The following is an 18,105-nucleotide window of genomic DNA, read 5'->3' as shown; positions in this document are numbered from 1 at the left end:
GATGCCGCCCTTCCCTCCCCCACTGGCATAGTGCCCGCATGCCCGGACGCACACGGATCACCCGACGCACGGCCGCGTTCGCGGCGGCTCTCGCCACCACCCTGCTCGCCGCGGTACCGGTGCCTACGGCGGCCGACGGCTCCGGCGAGGTCGCGCTACGCCTCGAAGCCCCCGCGACGTACCTCGCGTACAACGCCGACGAGGGCGCCGGGGCCGAGAACGACGACTTCCCCGTCCCTGTCGCCGTCCTCCCGAGCGACGGCGGCCCGGCCCGCGACGTCAAGGTCGTCGTGGACACGTCGGGGCTGACGGGCATCGGGCGGGCGGTGAAGGGCGGTTACGGGAACTGCACCGGCGACGGCCCCGTGTTCACCTGCGCCTACGGCGATGTGCAGAACGGCGACGGGGAGGCCAACGCGCCCTTCACCCTCCACGGCGTCGACGGCGTACGGCCGGGCGACAGCGGGACGGTGACCTACACCGCCACCGCCGAGAACGCGTCCCCGGTCACCGGCACGACCCGCATGACCGTAGGCGGCCCCACCCTGCACACGCCCGAGAAGGAGAAGGCGGTCAAAGGCCTGGAACCGGGCAAGCCGGCACCACTCACCCCGACTTTCGCCAACCACAGCCGCTTCACCACGGAGGACGGCGTCGCGCTGCACATCACGGCGCGGGACGGTCTGCGGCTGACCTCACACCCCCGCAACTGCTCCTTCGACTCCACGTCCACCTCGGCGTGGTGCACGTTCCCCACCAAGGCCGGGCCGGGCTCCGCGTACCGCCTCACCTCCCCGGTCAGCTACACCTCCGCCCCCGGGAAGCTGACGGGCACGCTCTCGTACAGCTGGTCGTCCGACCCCCGGAAGCCCGGCGACTTCGACGACCTCACCACGCGCGGCACGGACGCCCCGCTCACCCTGACCCGGACGGCCACCCCGCGCGGCCTCACGACCGTCAGCACCGACGTCCAGGTCGAGACCACGGTGCAGGCCGACTACGAGCCGGTCACGTCCCCCGTCCGGGGCCGGGTCGGCGACACGGTGAGGGTACGGCTCGGAGTACGCGACCACGGCCCCGGCCGAACTGCCGGCACCGAGACGCCGAGCGGCTTCGAGGTCGTCCCGCCGGAGGGCACCACCGTCACCTCCATCCCGTACGTCTTCGAGAACGACGGCAGCGACTGGGCGTGCAAGCGGCCGGAGCGGCCCGGCGGCGCGTTCGTCTGCGACATCGGCCAGGTCAGCTTCCTCGACGCACGGCACGAGGACGGGACGACCACGATCGACTTCCGCATCCGCATCGACCGCCAGGTCCCGGGCGCACGCGGCACCATCCGCACGTACAACCCCTACGACCGCACCCCCGGCAACGACACGGCCGCCATCCCCCTGGACGCGTCCCCCGCCCCGCTCTACCGGAGCCCCACCCTGTGGGCGGCGGGCGCGGGCGGAGCGGTGACGGTCGTGATCCTGGCGGCCCTGTACCGGCGCCGGCGGCAGCGGGCCTGAGGGGGTGATGGTGTCGGCCCGTCAGGCGGCCCAGCTCCGGGGCGTGTGCACGAGAGTCGCCCACGTCCACGTACCGGCCCCCGGGCACTGGGCGGCGCGGAAGCCCCAGGTGCCCCGATGGGCCGCCACCACGGCGGGCGTACGTGTGAGGGCGGCGCGGCGCCGCTCCTCGCAGAGGGCGGCGAGGCGGGGCTGCGGGTGGGCCGCGTGGGTGTCGTACACGGTGACGCGCAGGGTGTCCGCCCGCTGCCGCAGTGCGAGGTGGACGTCCGCGCCGTCCCCGGAGAACCGGCAGGCGTACGCGACCAGTTCGCGGACGACCACCAGCGCCGGGTCGATCAGGCGGTCCATCTCGTGCACGTCAAGGACGAGTTCGGCGACCTCCCGGGCAACGGCGGGGCTGGCCAGGCCTGCAGGCAGGGTGAGGCTGTACGCGAGACTCCCGGGCGTCGGCTCCCCCAGATCGGGCAGCGGCGGCGGGCATTCCGGTACGCCGGGGGTGGGACAGCATGTCGTCGGTACGGACGTGATGTGGCTCTCGGGCATGACAACTCCGCTCGCTGATGCGCTGGTTGTTGTGTCGAGGAGGGGAGGCGGGCAGGCTCGCGGGATGCGCTTCTGCTTTGCTGTATGTGAGCGCCTCATCACCGAAGGTAGGGCATGAGGGGCTTGAAGTTCCACCCATCGGTGAAACTTCAAGCCCTAATAGACCTATAGGGTGATGCCCGGCACACTGAGCACCGGCCGAGAGGAAGGAACTCCATGGCCGCACGGACAGCACCGACGCAGCGACAGAAGAGGCTTGGCGCAGAGGTCCGTAAGTTGCGTACCGGCGCGGGCATGTCGATCGAGTACGCCGCCGGGCTGCTCGGCGTCGACCGGGGCAAGATCTCGCACATCGAGTCGGGCATCCGCCACATCAGCACGGAGCGGCTCCGGACGCTGGCGACGCACTGCGAGTGCACGGACGAGGAGTACGTGTCCGCGCTGCTCGAACTCACCGCGCTCTCGCGGCGGAACTGGTGGGACGAGTACCGGGGCCGGCTGTCGCCGGGGCTGCTGGACATCGCGGAACTGGAGTGGCACGCGGTCGGCATCCAGACGACCCAGACCGCTCATGTGCCCGGTCTGCTCCAGACCGAGGATTACGCCCGCAGCATCTTCGCGGCGGTCCTCCCGGCGCTCTCGCGCCTCGAAGTCGAACTCCGCGTGGCCCACCGCATGGAACGGCAGCAGGTACTGAACCGGGAACAGCCTCCTGGCTTCGTGGGTTACGTACACGAAGCGGCGCTGCGCATGCGCTTCGGCGGGCGCGAGGCGGCACGGGATCAGCTCGACGCGCTGATCACAGCGTCCGAGAAGGACAACATCACGATCCGCATAGTGCCCTTCGAACGCGGCAGCTTCCCCGGCGCGGGACACGCCCTGCTCTACGCGGAGGGCGCCGTGCCCCAACTCGACACCGCACAGGTGGATTCGGCCCACGGTCCGGACTTCCTGCACACCGAGCCACATCTCGCCAAGTACCGGGCCCACTTGGAGTGGATGGAGAAGGAATGCTTGTCAGCAGGCGCCTCCCGCGATTTCATCCACAACCTCGTCCGAGAGCTATGAGGGGAACACCATGACCGAGATCAGCTGGGAAGACCCGTTCTGCGGGGAAGGCAACAACTGCTTCCGTATCGGCACCGACTCCGACGGCAACGCCTACATCGCCGTCGCCGGCCAGGAGGACACCTACCTCACCGACACCCGCGAGGCCCTCGCCACCCTCATCCGCGACATCAAAGCCGGCAAGGCCGACCACCTGCTGCCCTAGCCCCAACTCCCGCCCGCATGCCACGTATCGGCAACTGTTCAGCTCCGCGCCGCCGCACGGCCACGGTGGTTCACCACAGTTCGGTCTGGTCCCTCCCGTTCCTTCACAGGAGTACGCATGAGTGCACCAGAGCGCAACAGCCCCGGCAGACGTGCCGTGTTGCAGGCGGCCGTCGCGATTCCGGCCGTCGGTGCGGCCGTCCCGGTGCTGGGCGCCGGGTCCGCGCAGGCCGCCGCCCCCGCGGCGGCCACGGCCGCCGGGTCGACCGGAGGCGGTCGGTTCGACGAGGCGAGCCCGCGTTTCGGTATCGCCGTACTGCCGGACACGCAGTACCTCTTCGACGCCGACAGTGCGGACCCGGAGCCGCTCCGGGCGAGCTTCCGCCATCTGGTCTCGGAGCGCGGGAGGGGGAACATCGCGTTCATGACGCATCTCGGTGACGTCACCGAGCACGGCACCGAGGACGAGATCAGGCTGGCCGCCGACACGTTCCGGACCCTTCACGGCAAGGTCCCCTACTCCGTGCTCGCCGGGAATCACGACATCAACTCCGGCACCGACGACCAGCGGGGCGACAGCGCCTATCTGAAGAGCTTCGGGCCGCGGCGCTTCGCTGGCCTGCCGACGTTCGGCGGGGCCTCGTCCGACGGGTACAACAGCTGGCATGTGATCCGGGCGGCCGGGCGCCGGTGGCTGATCCTCGCCCTGGACTGGCGGGTCTCGCGGGACGGAATGCGCTGGGCCCAGGGCGTACTGGACGCGCATCCCACGCTGCCGACCGTGCTCACCACCCATGACCTGGCGTGGGCCGACGACGAGGGCGCCGCTCAGCTCTCGGACAACGGCAAGCGCCTGTGGGACGGCCTCGTCCGCGGCAACGACCAGATCTTCCTCGCCCTCGGAGGCCACTACTGGCCGCCCGGCCGTACGGTCCTGACCAACGACTCCGACAACGATGTCCACATCCAGATCACCAACTACCAGGACCGCTACTACGGCGGCGCCGGGATGATCCGCCACTACGGCTTCGACCTCGCGCGCAATGTGATCGACGTGGAGACGTTCTCGCCCTGGCTCCTCGCCCGGGACCCCGCCGAACGGACGCCGCTGGAGGCCGAGACCGTCGAACTGAGCGGCCCGGTCGACCGGTTCACCCTGGACATCGACTTCGAACGCCACTTCGCGGGCTTCTCCCCGGTCGTGCCGCCCCGACCGCGCCCCGCCGAGGCCGTCATGCCGCGCGGCACCGTGGCGTACTGGCGCTTCGACGCGTCCGGCGTCGCAGCGGCGGGCGGGGCGGGCGGCGCGGGCAGCCCCGTCGATACGGGCACGGTCATCCGGGACCTGTCGGGCCACGGCAACGACCTCACCGCCGCTCGTCTGCACGACAGCGGCCCCGGGGCGCTCACTTGGTCGGACGACCACCACCGGGGTCAGCCGGCGCACGCCAGCCTCCGCTTCGACGGGGGCAAGAACCCGGACCGGGGCGCCGTTCTGACCACGTCCGCGCGGGCCCCGCTGAACTCCGAGAAGTTCACCTCCGGCTACACCCTGGAGACCTTCATCAGGCTTCCGGAGCCCTTCGAGGGCGACCACGCCTGGATGGGCATCCTGAGCTGGGAGGGCCGTAACAGCGACGCGGGCAAGACCACCGGCTGGTCCCCTGACGAGCCCACCTGCAGCCTCAACCTCTCCCCCGAGCGCTTCCTCCAGTTCGTGGTCTACCCGCACCGGCAGAACGCCGACCCGACCTCCTGGAGCCATGCCGTCCCCGTGGGCCGCTGGACGCACATCGCCGTCGTCAACGACGGCCGGCGCACCGTAATGTACGTGGACGGCTCCAAGATCGCCCGTAACCCGACCCAGCCGTCGACCGGCATCGCCACGCTCGGCAAGCCCTTCGTCATCGGCGCCACCCAGTTCGACGAGCGCTTCGGCCAGGGCTTCTACGGCTGGATCGGGGACACACGCATCGTCACCCGCGCATTGACGCCGAGGGAGTTCATGACGGCCGCCGACCGGAACCGGAACTCCTAGCGCGCTCCGTCAACGGTGAGCTGCCGTCAACGACCGGAGGGCGATGTTGAGTTCCAGGACGTTGACGCGCGGCTCCCCGATGAAACCCAGTGTCCGCCCCTCCGTGTGGGCGTCCACCAGGGCGCGTACCCGGTCGGCGGGAAGGTGGTTGCGTTCCGCGACGCGGTTGATCTGGAGGCGGGCGTACTCCGGGGAGATGTCGGGGTCGAGGCCCGAGCCCGAGGAGGTGACCGCGTCCGGGGGGACGGCGTCGGGGGTGACCGGGTGGCCCGGGGTGGAGTTGTCCCTGATGACGGCGGCCTTGGCGGCTGTCACCCACGCGATCAGTTCCTTGTTGTCGCCGGAACGGTTCGTCGCGCCCGAGAGCAGCAGCTTGTACTGGGTGTTGACGGTGTTGGTGCCGAGGCCCCGGGACGGGCGCGGCTGGAACCAGCGCAGGTCGGGGCGGGCCGACTCGGCGGTGTCGGAGGGGTTCCGCTTCGGCAAGAGGTAGCTCTGGCCGATCAGTTCCGAGCCGACCACCTTGCCGCCGGAGGTGATCTCCGAGCCGTTGGCCCGGTGGGGGAAGAGGCCCTGGGCGACGCCGGTCACGGCCAGCGGGTAGACGACCCCGCAGACCACGGTCAGGACGAGCAGGGCGCGCAGCCCGGCCCACAGCAGGCGCGCGGTGTTGCGTACGGAGATGTTCATGACGGTCAGCCGATCCCGGGGACGAGGGAGATGACCAGGTCGATGATCTTGATGCCGATGAAGGGCGCGACGAGGCCGCCGAGGCCGTAGATCCCGAGGTTGCGCCGGAGCATCCGGTCCGCGCTGGTCGGCCGGTACCGTACGCCCCGCAGGGCCAGTGGTACGAGCGCGATGATGATCAGCGCGTTGAAGACGACCGCCGAGAGGATCGCCGACTCGGGGGACGACAGCCGCATGATGTTGAGCTTGTCCAGGCCCGGGTAGACGACCGCGAACATCGCCGGGATGATCGCGAAGTACTTCGCGACGTCATTGGCGATGGAGAACGTCGTCAGCGCGCCCCGCGTGATCAGGAGCTGCTTGCCGATCTCCACGATCTCGATCAGCTTGGTCGGGTTGGAGTCCAGGTCCACCATGTTCCCGGCCTCCTTGGCGGCCGAGGTGCCGGTGTTCATGGCCACGCCGACGTCCGCCTGGGCGAGCGCGGGCGCGTCGTTCGTGCCGTCGCCCGTCATCGCGACGAGCTTGCCGCCCGCCTGTTCCCGCTTGATCAGGGCCATCTTGTCCTCGGGGGTGGCCTCGGCGAGGAAGTCGTCCACGCCCGCCTCGTCCGCGATCGCCTTCGCGGTCAGCGGGTTGTCCCCGGTGATCATGACGGTCCTGATGCCCATGCGGCGCAGTTCGTCGAAGCGCTCGCGCATGCCGTCCTTGACGACGTCCTTGAGGTGGATGACGCCCAGCACCCGCGCGCCCGCGCCGTCCTCGACGGCCACGAGGAGTGGCGTGCCGCCCGCCTGGGAGATCGCGTCGGTCAGTTCGCGGGTGTCCCCGGAGACCTGGCCGCCGCGTTCGGTGACCCAGGCGGTCACCGAACCGGCCGCGCCCTTGCGTACCTTGCGCGCGGCGCCGTCCTCCGTGATGTCGACGCCGGACATCCGGGTCTGTGCCGTGAAGGCGATCCATGCGGCGCCGGCCAGTTCGCCCTGGTGGCGCTCGCGCAGCCCGTACCGCTCCTTGGCGAGGACGACGACGGAGCGGCCCTCGGGCGTCTCGTCGGCCAGGGAGGAGAGCTGGGCCGCGTCGGCCAGCTCCGCCGGGTCCGTGCCGCGTACGGGGACCAGTTCGGCGGCCTGACGGTTGCCGAGCGTGATCGTGCCGGTCTTGTCGAGCAGCAGCGTCGACACGTCACCCGCCGCCTCCACCGCCCGCCCCGACATGGCCAGCACATTGCGCTGGACGAGGCGGTCCATCCCGGCGATGCCGATCGCGGAGAGCAGGGCGCCGATGGTCGTCGGGATCAGGCAGACCAGCAGCGCCGTCAGTACGATCATCGACTGCTCGGCGTGGGCGTACGTGGCGAACGGCTGGAGGGTGACCACTGCCAGCAGGAAGACGATCGTGAGGGACGCGAGGAGGATGTTCAGCGCGATCTCGTTGGGGGTCTTCTGCCGGGCCGCGCCTTCGACCAGGGCGATCATCCGGTCGATGAACGTCTCGCCGGGCCTGGTCGTGATCCGGACGACGATCCGGTCGGAGAGCACCTTCGTACCGCCGGTGACGGCCGAGCGGTCGCCGCCCGACTCGCGGATGACGGGGGCCGACTCGCCGGTGATCGCGGACTCGTCCACGGAGGCGACGCCCTCGGTCACATCGCCGTCGCCGGGGATGATGTCGCCCGCCTCGCAGACCACCCGGTCACCGATGCGCAGCTCCGTACCGGGGACCCGCTCCTCGGCCACGCCCGGCCCTTCGCCCGCGCCGGGACCGCTGCCGGTGAGCCGGCGCGCGACCGTGTCCGTCTTGGCCCGGCGCAAGGTGTCGGCCTGTGCCTTGCCACGGCCCTCGGCGACCGCCTCCGCCAGATTGGCGAAGACCACGGTCAGCCAGAGCCACGCGGTGATCGCCCAGCCGAACCAGTCCCCCGGGTCCAGGATCGCCAGCGCCGTCGTCAGGACCGAGCCGGCCTCGACCACGAACATCACCGGGGATTTGATCATCACCCGTGGATCGAGCTTCCTGAGCGCGTCCGGGAGGGAGCTGAGCAGTTGCTTGGGGTCGAAGAATCCGACGCCGACCCGTCCGGTGGAGAGGTCGCTGTGCGGCGCGCGGGCCGGAGTGGAGGTGGGAGTGGGGGTGGGAGTGGACATCGTGTCCTCTTGCTTCTTCGTACGCGTACGCCTGGTCATGACGCCAGCCCCTCGGCCAGCGGTCCCAGCGCCAGCGCGGGGAAGTAGGTCAGCCCGGTGACGATCAGGATCGTGCCGGCGAGCAGCCCTGTGAACAGGGGTTTGTCCGTACGCAGGGTGCCCGCCGTCGAGGGGATCGGCCGCTGCTCGGCCAGCGATCCCGCCAGCGCGAGGACGAACACCATCGGGACGAAGCGGCCGAGCAGCATCACGATGCCGAGGCTCGTGTTGAACCACTGGGTGTCCGCGTTGAGCCCGGCGAAGGCCGAGCCGTTGTTGTTCCCGGCCGAGGTGTACGCGTACAGGATCTCGGAGAAGCCGTGCGGCCCCGAGTTAGTCAGCGAGTGGACCGGGGTGGGCAGCGCCAGCGCGACGGCCGTGAAGCAGAGCACCAGCGCCGGGGTGACGAGGATGTAGCACGCGGCGAACTTGATCTCGCGGGTGCCGATCTTCTTGCCCAGGTACTCGGGCGTACGTCCGACCATCAGACCGGCGAGGAACACCGCGATGACGGCCATGATCAGGATCCCGTACAGACCCGAACCGACCCCGCCGGGCGCGATCTCGCCGAGTTGCATGCCCAGCAGCGCGATCCCGCCGCCGAATCCGGTGAAGGAGGAGAGGAAGGCGTTGACCGCGCCGGTCGAGGTGAGGGTGGTGGCGACCGCGAAGATCGACGAGCCGCCGACCCCGAACCGGGTCTCCTTGCCCTCCAGCGCGCCGCCCGCGATGTCGAACGCGGGCGCGCCGTGGTGGAACTCGGTCCACATCATCAGTGTGGTGAAGCCGATCCAGATCACCACCATCGTGGCGAGGATCGCGTACCCCTGCTTGACGGAACCGGCCATCCTGCCGAAGGTCCGGGTCATCGCGAACGGGATGAGCAGGATGAGGAAGATCTCGAAGAGGTTGGAGATCCCGTTGGGGTTCTCGAAGGGGTGCGCGGAGTTGGCGTTGAAGTAGCCGCCGCCATTGGTCCCCAGTTCCTTGATGGCCTCCTGGGAGGCGACCGCACCGCCGTTCCACTGCTGCGGTCCGCCGAGGAACTGGCCGACCTCGTGGATGCCGGCGAAGTTCTGGATCGCGCCGCAGGCGACCAGGACGACGGCGCCGATGACGGAGATCGGCAGCAGGATCCGTACGGTGCCCCGCACCAGGTCGGCCCAGAAGTTGCCCAGTTCGCCGGTACGGGAGCGGGCGAAGCCCCGTACGAGCGCCACCGCGACGGCCATGCCGACGGCGGCGGAGAGGAAGTTCTGCACGGCGAGCCCGCCGGTCTGGACGACCGGGCCCATGGCCTGCTCGCCGTAGTACGACTGCCAGTTGGTGTTCGAGACGAACGACGCAGCCGTGTTGAACGCCTGATCCGGGTCGATGGAAGAGAAGCCGAGCGAGCCGGGCAGTCCGCCCTGGACGCGCTGGAGCAGGTAGAGGAAGAGGACGCTCACCGCCGAGAAGGCGAGGACACCGCGCAGATAGGCGGTCCAGCGCATCTCGGTGTCGGGGTTGGCACCGATGGCCCGGTAGATCCACTTCTCGACCCGCAGATGCCGGACGCTCCCCCGACCGGCGGAGGGGTCCGGGGAGTAGACGCGGGCCATGTGGTCACCGAGCGGGCGGTACGCCAGCCCCAGCGCCACGATCAGCGCGAGCAACTGGAGCGCGCCGGCGAGGACAGGACTCATGACGGGGCTCAGAACCTCTCCGGGAACAGCAGGGCGAGGACGAGATATCCCAGCAGGGCGACGGCCACGACCAGGCCGACGACGTTCTCGGCGGTCACAGCTTCGTCACCCCCTTGGCGACGAGGGCCACCAGCGCGAAGACCGCGACCGTGGTGACGACGAAGGCCAGATCGGCCATCGTGAGCTCCTGAATGAGGTTCGGTACGGGTGAGGTACGAGGGGAACGGACGTCCTGAGGAAACCTCCTCGTTCGGGGCTTCTGTCATCCGTTGACGGTGTCCATACGGCGCCGGCCACGGGCTTGACGGCTCTCTTACGCGCTGCGCGGATCGCGGGTCGGCGCGGGCACGGCCTGGATACGATGGAGGGCGGCTCCACGCAATACGACTCCATGTAATACGGATCCACGTAATACGGATCCACGTATTGACGGTACCGACGCTGCCGAATTGAGCGAGGAAAGGAATCCTTGGATATGACGACCGAGACGTTCGAGTTTCAGGTGGAAGCACGCCAGCTCCTCCAGATGATGATCCATTCGATCTACTCGAACAAGGATGTATTTCTTCGCGAACTGGTCTCCAACGCCTCCGACGCGCTGGACAAATTGCGACTGGAAGCTCTCCGTAACGAACTCCAAGAGGACGTGTCCGATCTTCATATCGACATCGAGGTCGACAAGGAACAGCGCACGCTGACCGTACGCGACAACGGCATCGGAATGTCGCATGACGACGTCGTGGAGCTGATCGGCACCATCGCGAATTCCGGTACGGCGAAGTTCCTGAAGGAGCTGAAGGAAGCGAAGGAGGCACAGGACGCGGCAGCCTCCGAGGAACTCATCGGCCAGTTCGGCGTCGGCTTCTACTCCAGCTTCATGGTGGCCGACGAGGTCACCCTGCTGACCCGGCGCGCGGGCGAGAGCAAGGGGACGCGCTGGCAGTCCACGGGTGAGGGCACGTACACGGTCGACACGGTCGACGAGGCGCCGCGCGGCACGGCGGTCACGCTGCGGCTGAAGCCGGAGGACTCCGAGGACCAGCTCTTCGACTACACGTCCGCGTGGAAGATCAAGGAGATCGTCAAGCGGTACTCGGACTTCATCACCTGGCCGATCCGCATGGCCGCCGAGGCGAAGCCGGCCACCGCCGACGCGGCTGACGCGACCACCGCTGACGCCTCGGACGCCCCCGACGCTTCGGACTCCTCCGACGCCTCCGACGCCTCCGACGCGACGCCCGAGCCCGAGACCATCAACTCGATGAAGGCGCTGTGGGCCCGCTCCAGGAGCGAGGTGACCGACGAGGAGTACAGCGAGCTGTACAAGCACGTCAGCCACGACTGGACCGACCCGCTCGAAACCATCCGCATGCAGGCGGAAGGCACCTTCGAATACCAGGCACTGCTCTTCCTCCCGTCGCACGCACCGCAGGACCTGTTCACCCAGGGGAGCAAGCGCGGAGTTCAGCTCTATGTGAAGCGCGTCTTCATCATGGACAACTGTGAAGCGCTGATGCCCGATTATCTGCGTTTCGTCAAGGGTGTGGTCGACGCCCAGGACCTCTCGCTCAATGTGTCGCGCGAGATCCTCCAGCAGGACCGGCAGATCCAGCTGATGCACCGGCGGCTGGTCAAGAAGGTGCTGTCGACGGTGAAGGAGATGATGGCCGACCGTCCGGAGTCCTACGCGACGTTCTGGAAGGAATTCGGCCGGGTCCTCAAGGAGGGGCTGCTCAGCGACTTCGAGAACCGCGACGCCATTCTCGGTGTCTCGTCGTTCGCCTCGACCCACTCCACCGGCGACGAGGACGGGGTGACCACCCTCAAGCAGTACGTGGAGCGCATGAAGGAGGGGCAGCAGCACATCTTCTACATGACGGGCGAGTCCCGTACGGCGATCGAGAACTCGCCGCACATGGAGGCGCTGCGCGCCAAGGGATTCGAAGTGCTGCTCCTCACCGACCCCGTCGACGAGGTGTGGGTCCAGTCCGTCCCCGAGTTCGACGGCAAGCCGCTGCAGTCGATCGCCAAGGGCGAGGTCGACCTCGACACCGAGGAGGAGAAGAAGGAGGTCGAGGCCGAGCGCGAGAAGCGGCAGCAGGACTTCGCCGCGCTGCTGACCTGGATGTCCTCGCAGCTGAGCGAGCAGGTGAAGGAGGTACGGCTCTCCTCGCGCCTCACGGTGTCGCCCGCCTGCATCGTCGGGGACACCTTCGACGTGACCCCGGCGCTGGAGAACATGTACCGCGCCATGGGCCAGGACGTGCCGCGCATCAAGCGGATCCTCGAACTCAACCCGACGCACCCGCTGGTCGCCGGCCTGCGCAAGGCCCACGCCGATGCGCCCTCGGACTCCGGTCTCGCCGAGGCGGCCGAACTGGTCTACGGGATGGCCCTCCTCGCGGACGGCGGCGAGCTCGCCGATCCGTCACGCTTCATCAAGCTGATGGCGGACCGGCTGGAGCGGACCCTGTAGCTCCCGGCGGCAGGATGCGGAACACTTCGGAGGGCGGCCACCGGCACCGGCGGCCGCCCTCCGGCATACGCGCGCTTCGGCGTGCGTGCCGTCCGGCGTACGTACGCTCCTCCGCGTGCTCCGGAGCGCACCCCGTGCCCCATGGTTCAAAGATTGCGCAACCTTTAAAGTGTTGCCATGAATGATCGCGGCAGAACGGAATGGGAGATCGCGGTCCTCGACGGAGGACCCGCGAACGGGGTACGGATGCGGGTCGCCGACCGGCCGTCCGTGGTGCAGGTGACGTACCCCTGCGAACTCGACGGCCCCTCGGGCGGCGCACAGGTGGACGCGCTCTTCGTCTACCGGCGCGATCCGCGCGTCCAGGGCGAGCCCCTGCGGTACGGCTTCGACCTGGCCAGTCCCTGAAGACCTGACGGGACCGGCCGGCCGGTCCCGTCAGCGGCCCGAAGAGGCAGGGGAGGAAGGGGAGACGGAGGATGAAGAGGAGGGGGACGGGGAGGAAGACGGGGACGGGGAGGGAGAAGGGGACGAGGAGGAGGGAGTGGGAGGTGTGACGGGCGAGGCGACAGCGCCGTCCACTCCCGTGCCGCCCTCCTCCTTCATCGCCTTCGTCTCGCTCTTGAGGATGCGCAGGGACTTACCCACGGCCCGCGCGGTGTCCGGCAGCTTCTTCGAGCCGAACACGACGATGATCACGATGGCCACGATGAGCAGGTGCCAAGGCTCCAAACCGTTACGCAACATTCCGCCCCGCCTTCCTCTCGTCCGATCCCGTACCGGCCGGCGCCCCGCCTCACGCACGCACCCGGGGCCCGCACCTCTCACCAAAGTTGCTACATTGCGCAACTGTACAACCAAGAGGCCGGCCAGAGGATGATGAGGGCGCGCATATGGCAGGCAGCAGTCGGCACACGGCATCCCCGCACGGCAGCCGCCGTGCCGCCCCCACCCGCGCCCGGCGGCGCAAGCAGGGTGGAAGACTGCGCACCTCGTTCGCCATAGCCCTGTCCCTGCTGGTGCTCGCCTCCGCCGGAGCCGGCTGGGTCTACCTCGAACTCGGCGGGAACATCAGGACCTTCAGCGCGGGCGGCCTCTCCGACAACCGGCCCGCGGCCACCTCCAAGGGCCAGAACGTCCTGGTCATCGGCTCGGACGCGCGCACGGAGGGCAACCGCTCGCTGGGCGGCGGCGACAAGGACGACATCGGCCGCTCCGACACCGCGTTCCTGCTGCACGTCTACGCCGACCAGAGGCACGCCGTCGCCGTCTCCGTACCGCGCGACACGCTCCTCGACATCCCGCCCTGCCAACTGCCCGACGGCACATGGACGAAGACTCAGGTCAACACCATGTTCAACGCGGCGTTCTCCGTGGGGCAGAGCGCCAAGGGCAACCCCGCCTGTACCCAGAACACCGTCGAGCACCTCACCGGGCTGCGGGTCGATCACACCGTCGTCGTCGACTTCAAGGGTTTCGCGAAGCTGACCGAGGTCGTCGGCGGGGTCCAGGTGTGTCTGCCGCAGGACATCTACCAGCAGGATCTGAGCCCCAGCCGCACCACCCGTGGCAAGCGCCTCTTCACCCAGGGCGCCCAGACCGTCTCCGGGCAGCAGGCGCTGGACTACGTACGGATCCGGCACGGCATAGGCGACGGCTCCGACATCGGCCGTATCAAGCGCCAACAGGCCTTCGTCGCCGCCCTGCTCAAGAAGGTGAAGAGCGACGGCCTCACCCCCACCAAGCTGCTGCCGCTCGCGAACGCCGCGACCCGGTCCATGACCGTCGATCCGGGGCTCGGCTCGGCCGACAAACTGATCAGCTTCATGATGTCGCTCAAGGACATCGACCTGCACAACACCAAGTTCGTCACCATCCCCTGGCGGTACGAGGGCGCGCGCGTCGCGATCGTCGAGCCGGACGCCTCCGAACTGTGGGCGGCGCTCAAGGCCGACCGTACGGTCGACGGCAAGGACGCCAGCGGCAAGAAGGGTGGAGGGTCCAAGGACGGCGGAGGGACCGAGGAGGTCACCGCCTCCCCCTCGGTCTCCCCCTCGGTCTCCCCCTCGGCGAGCGCCACCGGCGAGGTCTCCGGCGGCGGCATCAGCGTCGCCGTCTACAACGGCACCACCGTCACCGGGCTGGCCGCGCGGGCCTCCCGTGCGCTGGCGGAGCACGACTTCACCGTCACGGGCACCGCGACCGCGAGCAGCCAGGACCGCACCACCACGGTGATCGAGTACGGCGCCGGCCTGGAGGACCGGGCGAGGACCGTCGCGCGGCTCTTCCCCGGGGCGGCGGTCACGCCCGTGTCCACCACCTCGGGCATCGATGTCGTCCTCGGCACGTCGTACGCGGACGCCCCGGCCGACGGGACCGGAACCTCCCCGTCCGCACCGGGCTCAAGCTCCGTGCCGTCCGCCGTGGCCGACGACGCCCGTTCCGCCGACGACGACCCCTGCTCGAACCTCTCCTACGGCTGACCGGGACGACCCTCATGACGCCGCTCATGGCGTCCCCTCGCCACCGCCAGCCCCACCGCGTACAGCGCGAGGACCGCGGCGAGCAGCAGGTAGTACAGCGCGGGCAGCGGCGGCATCCCGAGGGCCGGGCCGAGCGGCGAGAGGGGGAGCAGCACCCCGGTCGCGGCGAGCCCGGCGGCGGCCCAGCGGACGGGACTCGGCGCGCCCCGGCCCCCTCCCCCGCCGCGCACGCTCGTCCGCAGCAGGAGCATCACCAGCGCCTGGGTGAGCAGGTTCTCCGTGAACCACCCCGCGTGGAAGGCCGCCTGGCTGCTCTCGTCCACCGCCGTGCGCAGGGCGAGCGCGAGCACCGCGAACGTCGCCAGGTCGGCGGTGGCGTTGATCAGCCCGAAGCCCGTGATGAAGCGGAGGAACGCGCGGGACCGCAGCTCCGTCGGCCTGCGCAGCGCCTCGGGCCCCGGCCGGTCGTACGCGAAGGCGAGCTGCGCAGCGTCGAAGCAGAGGTTCTGCACGAGGACCTGTGCCGGGAGCATCGGCAGGAAGGGCAGCAGCAGGCCCGCGACGAGCATCGCGATGACGTTGCCGAGGTTCGAGGAGAGCGTGATCCGCAGATAGGTCGCGATGTTGCCGCTGGAGTGGCGCCCGGCGCTGATCGCGTGGTCGATCGCGGTGAGGTCCTTCTGCGCCAGGACGACATCGCTGCACTCGCGCACGACGTCGACGGCGTCGCGCGGGCATATCCCCACGTCGGCGGCGTGCAGGGCGGGCAGGTCGTTGACGCCGTCGCCGAGGAAGCCGGTGGTGTGGCCGTCGGCGCGTACGGCGGCGACGATACGGGCCTTGTGCTCGGGCGTGCAGCGCGCGAAGACGGTGGTGCGCCGGGCGACTTCGGCGAGTTCGGCGTCGGTGAGGGCGTCGACGCGGTCGGCGGTGACCACCTCGCCGGGCGGCCCCAGCGGGACCCCGAGGTCCTGGCAGGCGCGGACCGCCGTTCCCGGGTGGTCGCCCGTGAGGATCTTGACCGTGACGCCGCGGGCCGCGAAGACCTCCAGCGCGTCGGCGGCCGTCGGGGCGAGCGCGTCGCGGAGCGCCACGAACCCGCGGAAGTCGAGGCCGCGTTCGTCGGCCGGGGTGTAGTCACGGCGCCGGGCCGGCCGGTCGGCGGTGGCGACCGCCAGCAGCCGCAGCCCGCGGTCCGCCTCGCGGGCGGCGAGGGCGGAGAGCCGCGCGCGCTCGTCGTCGTCGAGCACACACCGCTGGAGTACGTCGGCGACGGCGCCCTTGACGACGAGGGTGTGGGTGCCCAGGCGCCCGGGGCGCCGTACGACCGCGGTGGAGAGCCGGCGTACGGGATCGAACGGCAGGGCCGCGACCCCCTCGTACCCCGCGGGACCGCCCTCGCCGTACCCCGCGGGACCGCCCTCGCCGCCCTCCTCCCTCGCCGTCTCCGCGGCGTCCAGGATCGCCTCGTCGAGCGCGTCGGGAGCGGGCAGATCGGCCAGTTGCAGCGTCCACCAGGCGTTGACGGCGGCCCAGTGCAGTACGTCCGGGTCGGGGTCGCCCCGGGGGTCCGTCGCCCGGTCGAGGACCGGGCGGTCCTGCGTGAGGGTGCCCGTCTTGTCGAGGAACAGGACGTCGACGGCGCCCAGGTCGTGCAGCGCGGGCAGCCGCTTGACGATGACGCTGTGGTCGCGCGCGAGGAGCGACGCGCCCCGGGCGAGCGCCGTGGTGACGATGACCGGCAGCATCTCCGGTGTCAGTCCGACCGCCACCGCGACGGCGAACGGCAGCGTCTCCAGCCCCCGGCCGCGCAGCGCGGCATTGGCCATCAGGACCAGCGGCGGGGTCAGCAGCATGAACCGGATCAGCACCCAGGAGATCCCGTGCACCGAGCGGTCGAAGGCGCTGGCGGGGCGCCGTCCCGGGCGGCTGCGCGCCGCGCCCCACCGGGTACGGCCACCGGTCGCGACGACGACGGCCGTACCGCTCCCGGAGGCCACGCTGCTGCCCTGGAAGCAGAGGTGCGGCTCCCCGAACACCCCCAGGTGGCCCCCGAATATCCCCGAGTGCTTCCCGGGCGCGTCCACCGCGTACTTGGCGACCGGGGCCGACTCCCCCGTCAGCGGCGCCTGATGGACGGTCAGGCCGCTGGCCCGCAGCAGCCGTACGTCGGCGGGCACCAGGTCACCGGGGCCGAGGCGGATCACGTCACCGGGCACGAGCTGGTCGACGGGGATCTCCCGGGGCACCGGCCGCGGGCCGTCCGCGCCGGTCACGCCGGTCGAGCCGGTCGCGTTGTCGGTGCGCCGCAGTACGGTGGCCGTCGTGGCCACCAGGTCCCGCAGCGCGGCCATGGAGCGGTCGGCGCGATGCTCGCCCGAGGAGCGCAGCAGACAGCTCACGGCGACGAGCGAGAGGATCACGAGGGCGGTGCCCCAGGCGGCGACCGTCGCGGAGACCAGACCGAGGCAGAGCAGCACGGCCGTGAACGGGTCCCGCAGGCTCCGTACGAAGAGGCGCGGCCAGGAGGGCGTGCGCCACTCGGGCACGGCGTTCTCGCCGTACCGGACCAGCCGCTCCTCGGCCTCGGCCTCGGTCAGTCCGCGCGGTCCGCTGCCGAGCTTTCGCAGCACCTGGAGGGAGGTGGGCGGGGCCGCCCGGCCCTCCGGGTCCCGGTGCCCGGCCGGGTCCGTGACCGCCGGGGCGTCCCAGGCCGCGGGCCCCGGCACCACGGACTCGGACATGGGGGTCTCAGGCGCTCTCAGGCGCCGACGTCGCTGATGCGCCGCGGCCCGGGCGCGAGCGCCGCGCGGTCGGTGAGCTGTCCGACCATCAGCCGCACGACGGTGACGACATCGGGGTCGTCGACGAAGTAGACCTGCCGCCGGCCCTCCCTGCGCGACCGTACGAGACCGGCGAGCTTCAGCTTGGTGAGATGCTGGCTGACGGCGGGCAGCGCGCCGCCGACCCGCTCGGCGAGCCCGGTGACATCGCTCTCGCCCTGCGCCAGCACCCATACGATGTGCAGCCGCGCCGACGAGGCCAGCAGCCCGAACGCGGCGGCGGCGTCCGCCAGCACCTCGGCGGAAGGATCCCCGAAGCCGCCGACACCTGCCGTCACGATCGCTCTCCTGTCCCACGCGGGCCGTCCACCCGCGTTCCCGTCGCATGCCCGGTCCGCGTCTTCGTCGCGTGCCCGATGCGCGTTGTGGTCGCCT

15 protein-coding genes are annotated in these 18,105 nt (G+C 70.3%); 7 read left to right on the top strand and 8 right to left on the bottom strand.

Features of this window, described 5'->3' with window-relative positions:
• The first annotated feature begins 38 nt into the window (after positions 1-38).
• On the top strand, positions 39-1,511 hold the full coding sequence (locus tag ACFTZC_RS27930) for a hypothetical protein (protein ID WP_382894310.1): 1,473 nt from the start codon (positions 39-41) through the stop codon (positions 1,509-1,511).
• Between the two features lie 21 nt (positions 1,512-1,532).
• Here the strand turns inward: ACFTZC_RS27930 and ACFTZC_RS27925 are convergent, their stop codons facing one another.
• Positions 1,533-2,057 carry an ATP-binding protein gene (locus ACFTZC_RS27925; protein ID WP_382894308.1) on the bottom strand — a complete coding sequence of 175 codons (525 nt, stop codon included), beginning with the start codon at positions 2,055-2,057 and terminating at the stop codon, positions 1,533-1,535.
• A gap of 216 nt (positions 2,058-2,273) precedes the next feature.
• On the opposite strand from ACFTZC_RS27925, the gene ACFTZC_RS27920 reads away from it, so the two are divergent.
• From ACFTZC_RS27920 to ACFTZC_RS27910, 3 genes are all read left to right on the top strand, one after another.
• The gene (locus ACFTZC_RS27920; protein WP_382894306.1) at positions 2,274-3,125 is read left to right on the top strand and encodes a helix-turn-helix domain-containing protein; all 852 of its coding nucleotides are present in this window, start codon (positions 2,274-2,276) and stop codon (positions 3,123-3,125) included.
• A 10-nt stretch (positions 3,126-3,135) separates the two neighbouring features.
• The gene (locus ACFTZC_RS27915) at positions 3,136-3,330 is read left to right on the top strand and encodes a hypothetical protein (RefSeq protein WP_382894304.1); all 195 of its coding nucleotides are present in this window, start codon (positions 3,136-3,138) and stop codon (positions 3,328-3,330) included.
• 117 nt (positions 3,331-3,447) lie between these two features.
• Positions 3,448-5,367, top strand: a complete 1,920-nt coding sequence (locus ACFTZC_RS27910; protein WP_382894302.1) for a LamG-like jellyroll fold domain-containing protein — start codon at positions 3,448-3,450, stop codon at positions 5,365-5,367.
• A gap of 9 nt (positions 5,368-5,376) precedes the next feature.
• Here ACFTZC_RS27910 and ACFTZC_RS27905 read toward each other — a convergent pair whose 3' ends face one another.
• From ACFTZC_RS27905 to kdpF, 4 genes are read right to left on the bottom strand one after another with little or no spacing between them, the layout of a single operon-like run.
• Entirely contained in the window at positions 5,377-6,057 is a 681-nt protein-coding gene (locus tag ACFTZC_RS27905) for a potassium-transporting ATPase subunit C (RefSeq protein WP_382894300.1), read from the bottom strand.
• A 5-nt stretch (positions 6,058-6,062) separates the two neighbouring features.
• Positions 6,063-8,204, bottom strand: a complete 2,142-nt coding sequence (kdpB, locus tag ACFTZC_RS27900) for a potassium-transporting ATPase subunit KdpB (RefSeq protein WP_382894367.1) — start codon at positions 8,202-8,204, stop codon at positions 6,063-6,065.
• A 35-nt stretch (positions 8,205-8,239) separates the two neighbouring features.
• Positions 8,240-9,928 carry a potassium-transporting ATPase subunit KdpA gene (gene kdpA / locus ACFTZC_RS27895; protein WP_382894299.1) on the bottom strand — a complete coding sequence of 563 codons (1,689 nt, stop codon included), beginning with the start codon at positions 9,926-9,928 and terminating at the stop codon, positions 8,240-8,242.
• A gap of 8 nt (positions 9,929-9,936) precedes the next feature.
• Entirely contained in the window at positions 9,937-10,026 is a 90-nt protein-coding gene (gene kdpF, locus ACFTZC_RS27890) for a K(+)-transporting ATPase subunit F (protein WP_037817630.1), read from the bottom strand.
• Positions 10,027-10,403: 377 nt separating this feature from the next.
• Between kdpF and htpG the strand changes: the two genes are divergently transcribed.
• Together htpG and ACFTZC_RS27880 are read left to right on the top strand one after the other, a co-directional pair.
• Positions 10,404-12,404 (top strand): molecular chaperone HtpG, encoded by a 2,001-nt coding sequence (gene htpG / locus ACFTZC_RS27885; RefSeq protein ID WP_382894296.1) that lies wholly within the window; start codon positions 10,404-10,406, stop codon positions 12,402-12,404.
• A 177-nt stretch (positions 12,405-12,581) separates the two neighbouring features.
• On the top strand, positions 12,582-12,812 hold the full coding sequence (locus tag ACFTZC_RS27880; RefSeq protein WP_382894294.1) for a hypothetical protein: 231 nt from the start codon (positions 12,582-12,584) through the stop codon (positions 12,810-12,812).
• A gap of 30 nt (positions 12,813-12,842) precedes the next feature.
• Here the strand turns inward: ACFTZC_RS27880 and tatA are convergent, their stop codons facing one another.
• Positions 12,843-13,151, bottom strand: coding sequence for a Sec-independent protein translocase subunit TatA (gene tatA, locus ACFTZC_RS27875; RefSeq protein WP_382894292.1), 309 nt, complete (start codon positions 13,149-13,151; stop codon positions 12,843-12,845).
• A gap of 146 nt (positions 13,152-13,297) precedes the next feature.
• Here tatA and ACFTZC_RS27870 point away from each other — a divergent pair, with 146 nt between their 5' ends.
• Entirely contained in the window at positions 13,298-14,887 is a 1,590-nt protein-coding gene (locus ACFTZC_RS27870) for an LCP family protein (protein ID WP_382894290.1), read from the top strand.
• On the opposite strand, the gene mgtA is transcribed toward ACFTZC_RS27870, so the two are convergent.
• Both mgtA and ACFTZC_RS27860 read right to left on the bottom strand, forming a co-directional pair.
• The gene (mgtA, locus tag ACFTZC_RS27865; RefSeq protein WP_382894288.1) at positions 14,878-17,631 is read right to left on the bottom strand and encodes a magnesium-translocating P-type ATPase; all 2,754 of its coding nucleotides are present in this window, start codon (positions 17,629-17,631) and stop codon (positions 14,878-14,880) included. The two genes, ACFTZC_RS27870 and mgtA, sit on opposite strands and share 10 nt — an antisense overlap.
• 17 nt (positions 17,632-17,648) lie before the next feature.
• A complete protein-coding gene (locus ACFTZC_RS27860) occupies positions 17,649-18,008 on the bottom strand; it encodes a metalloregulator ArsR/SmtB family transcription factor (RefSeq protein ID WP_329824143.1) in 360 nt (119 codons plus the stop codon).
• Positions 18,009-18,105: the final 97 nt, after the last annotated feature.

The sequence above is a fragment of the Streptomyces sp. NPDC056987 genome (genome assembly GCF_042673865.1).
Taxonomy (GTDB): domain Bacteria; phylum Actinomycetota; class Actinomycetes; order Streptomycetales; family Streptomycetaceae; genus Streptomyces.
The sequence above is the reverse complement of the archived record's forward strand: the minus strand, read 5'-3'. Positions and strand labels throughout refer to the sequence as shown.

Excerpts from the sequence above, each read along its gene's own strand:
- ACFTZC_RS27930 (WP_382894310.1), top strand. The coding sequence starts at position 39 with ATGCCCGGACGCACACGGATCACCCGACGCACGGCCGCGTTCGCGGCG.
- ACFTZC_RS27925 (WP_382894308.1), bottom strand. The coding sequence starts at position 2,057 with ATGCCCGAGAGCCACATCACGTCCGTACCGACGACATGCTGTCCCACC.
- ACFTZC_RS27920 (WP_382894306.1), top strand. The coding sequence starts at position 2,274 with ATGGCCGCACGGACAGCACCGACGCAGCGACAGAAGAGGCTTGGCGCA.
- ACFTZC_RS27915 (WP_382894304.1), top strand. The coding sequence starts at position 3,136 with ATGACCGAGATCAGCTGGGAAGACCCGTTCTGCGGGGAAGGCAACAAC.
- ACFTZC_RS27910 (WP_382894302.1), top strand. The coding sequence starts at position 3,448 with ATGAGTGCACCAGAGCGCAACAGCCCCGGCAGACGTGCCGTGTTGCAG.
- ACFTZC_RS27905 (WP_382894300.1), bottom strand. The coding sequence starts at position 6,057 with ATGAACATCTCCGTACGCAACACCGCGCGCCTGCTGTGGGCCGGGCTG.
- kdpB (WP_382894367.1), bottom strand. The coding sequence starts at position 8,204 with ATGTCCACTCCCACCCCCACTCCCACCTCCACTCCGGCCCGCGCGCCG.
- kdpA (WP_382894299.1), bottom strand. The coding sequence starts at position 9,928 with ATGAGTCCTGTCCTCGCCGGCGCGCTCCAGTTGCTCGCGCTGATCGTG.
- htpG (WP_382894296.1), top strand. The coding sequence starts at position 10,404 with ATGACGACCGAGACGTTCGAGTTTCAGGTGGAAGCACGCCAGCTCCTC.
- ACFTZC_RS27880 (WP_382894294.1), top strand. The coding sequence starts at position 12,582 with ATGAATGATCGCGGCAGAACGGAATGGGAGATCGCGGTCCTCGACGGA.
- tatA (WP_382894292.1), bottom strand. The coding sequence starts at position 13,151 with ATGTTGCGTAACGGTTTGGAGCCTTGGCACCTGCTCATCGTGGCCATC.
- ACFTZC_RS27870 (WP_382894290.1), top strand. The coding sequence starts at position 13,298 with ATGGCAGGCAGCAGTCGGCACACGGCATCCCCGCACGGCAGCCGCCGT.
- mgtA (WP_382894288.1), bottom strand. The coding sequence starts at position 17,631 with ATGTCCGAGTCCGTGGTGCCGGGGCCCGCGGCCTGGGACGCCCCGGCG.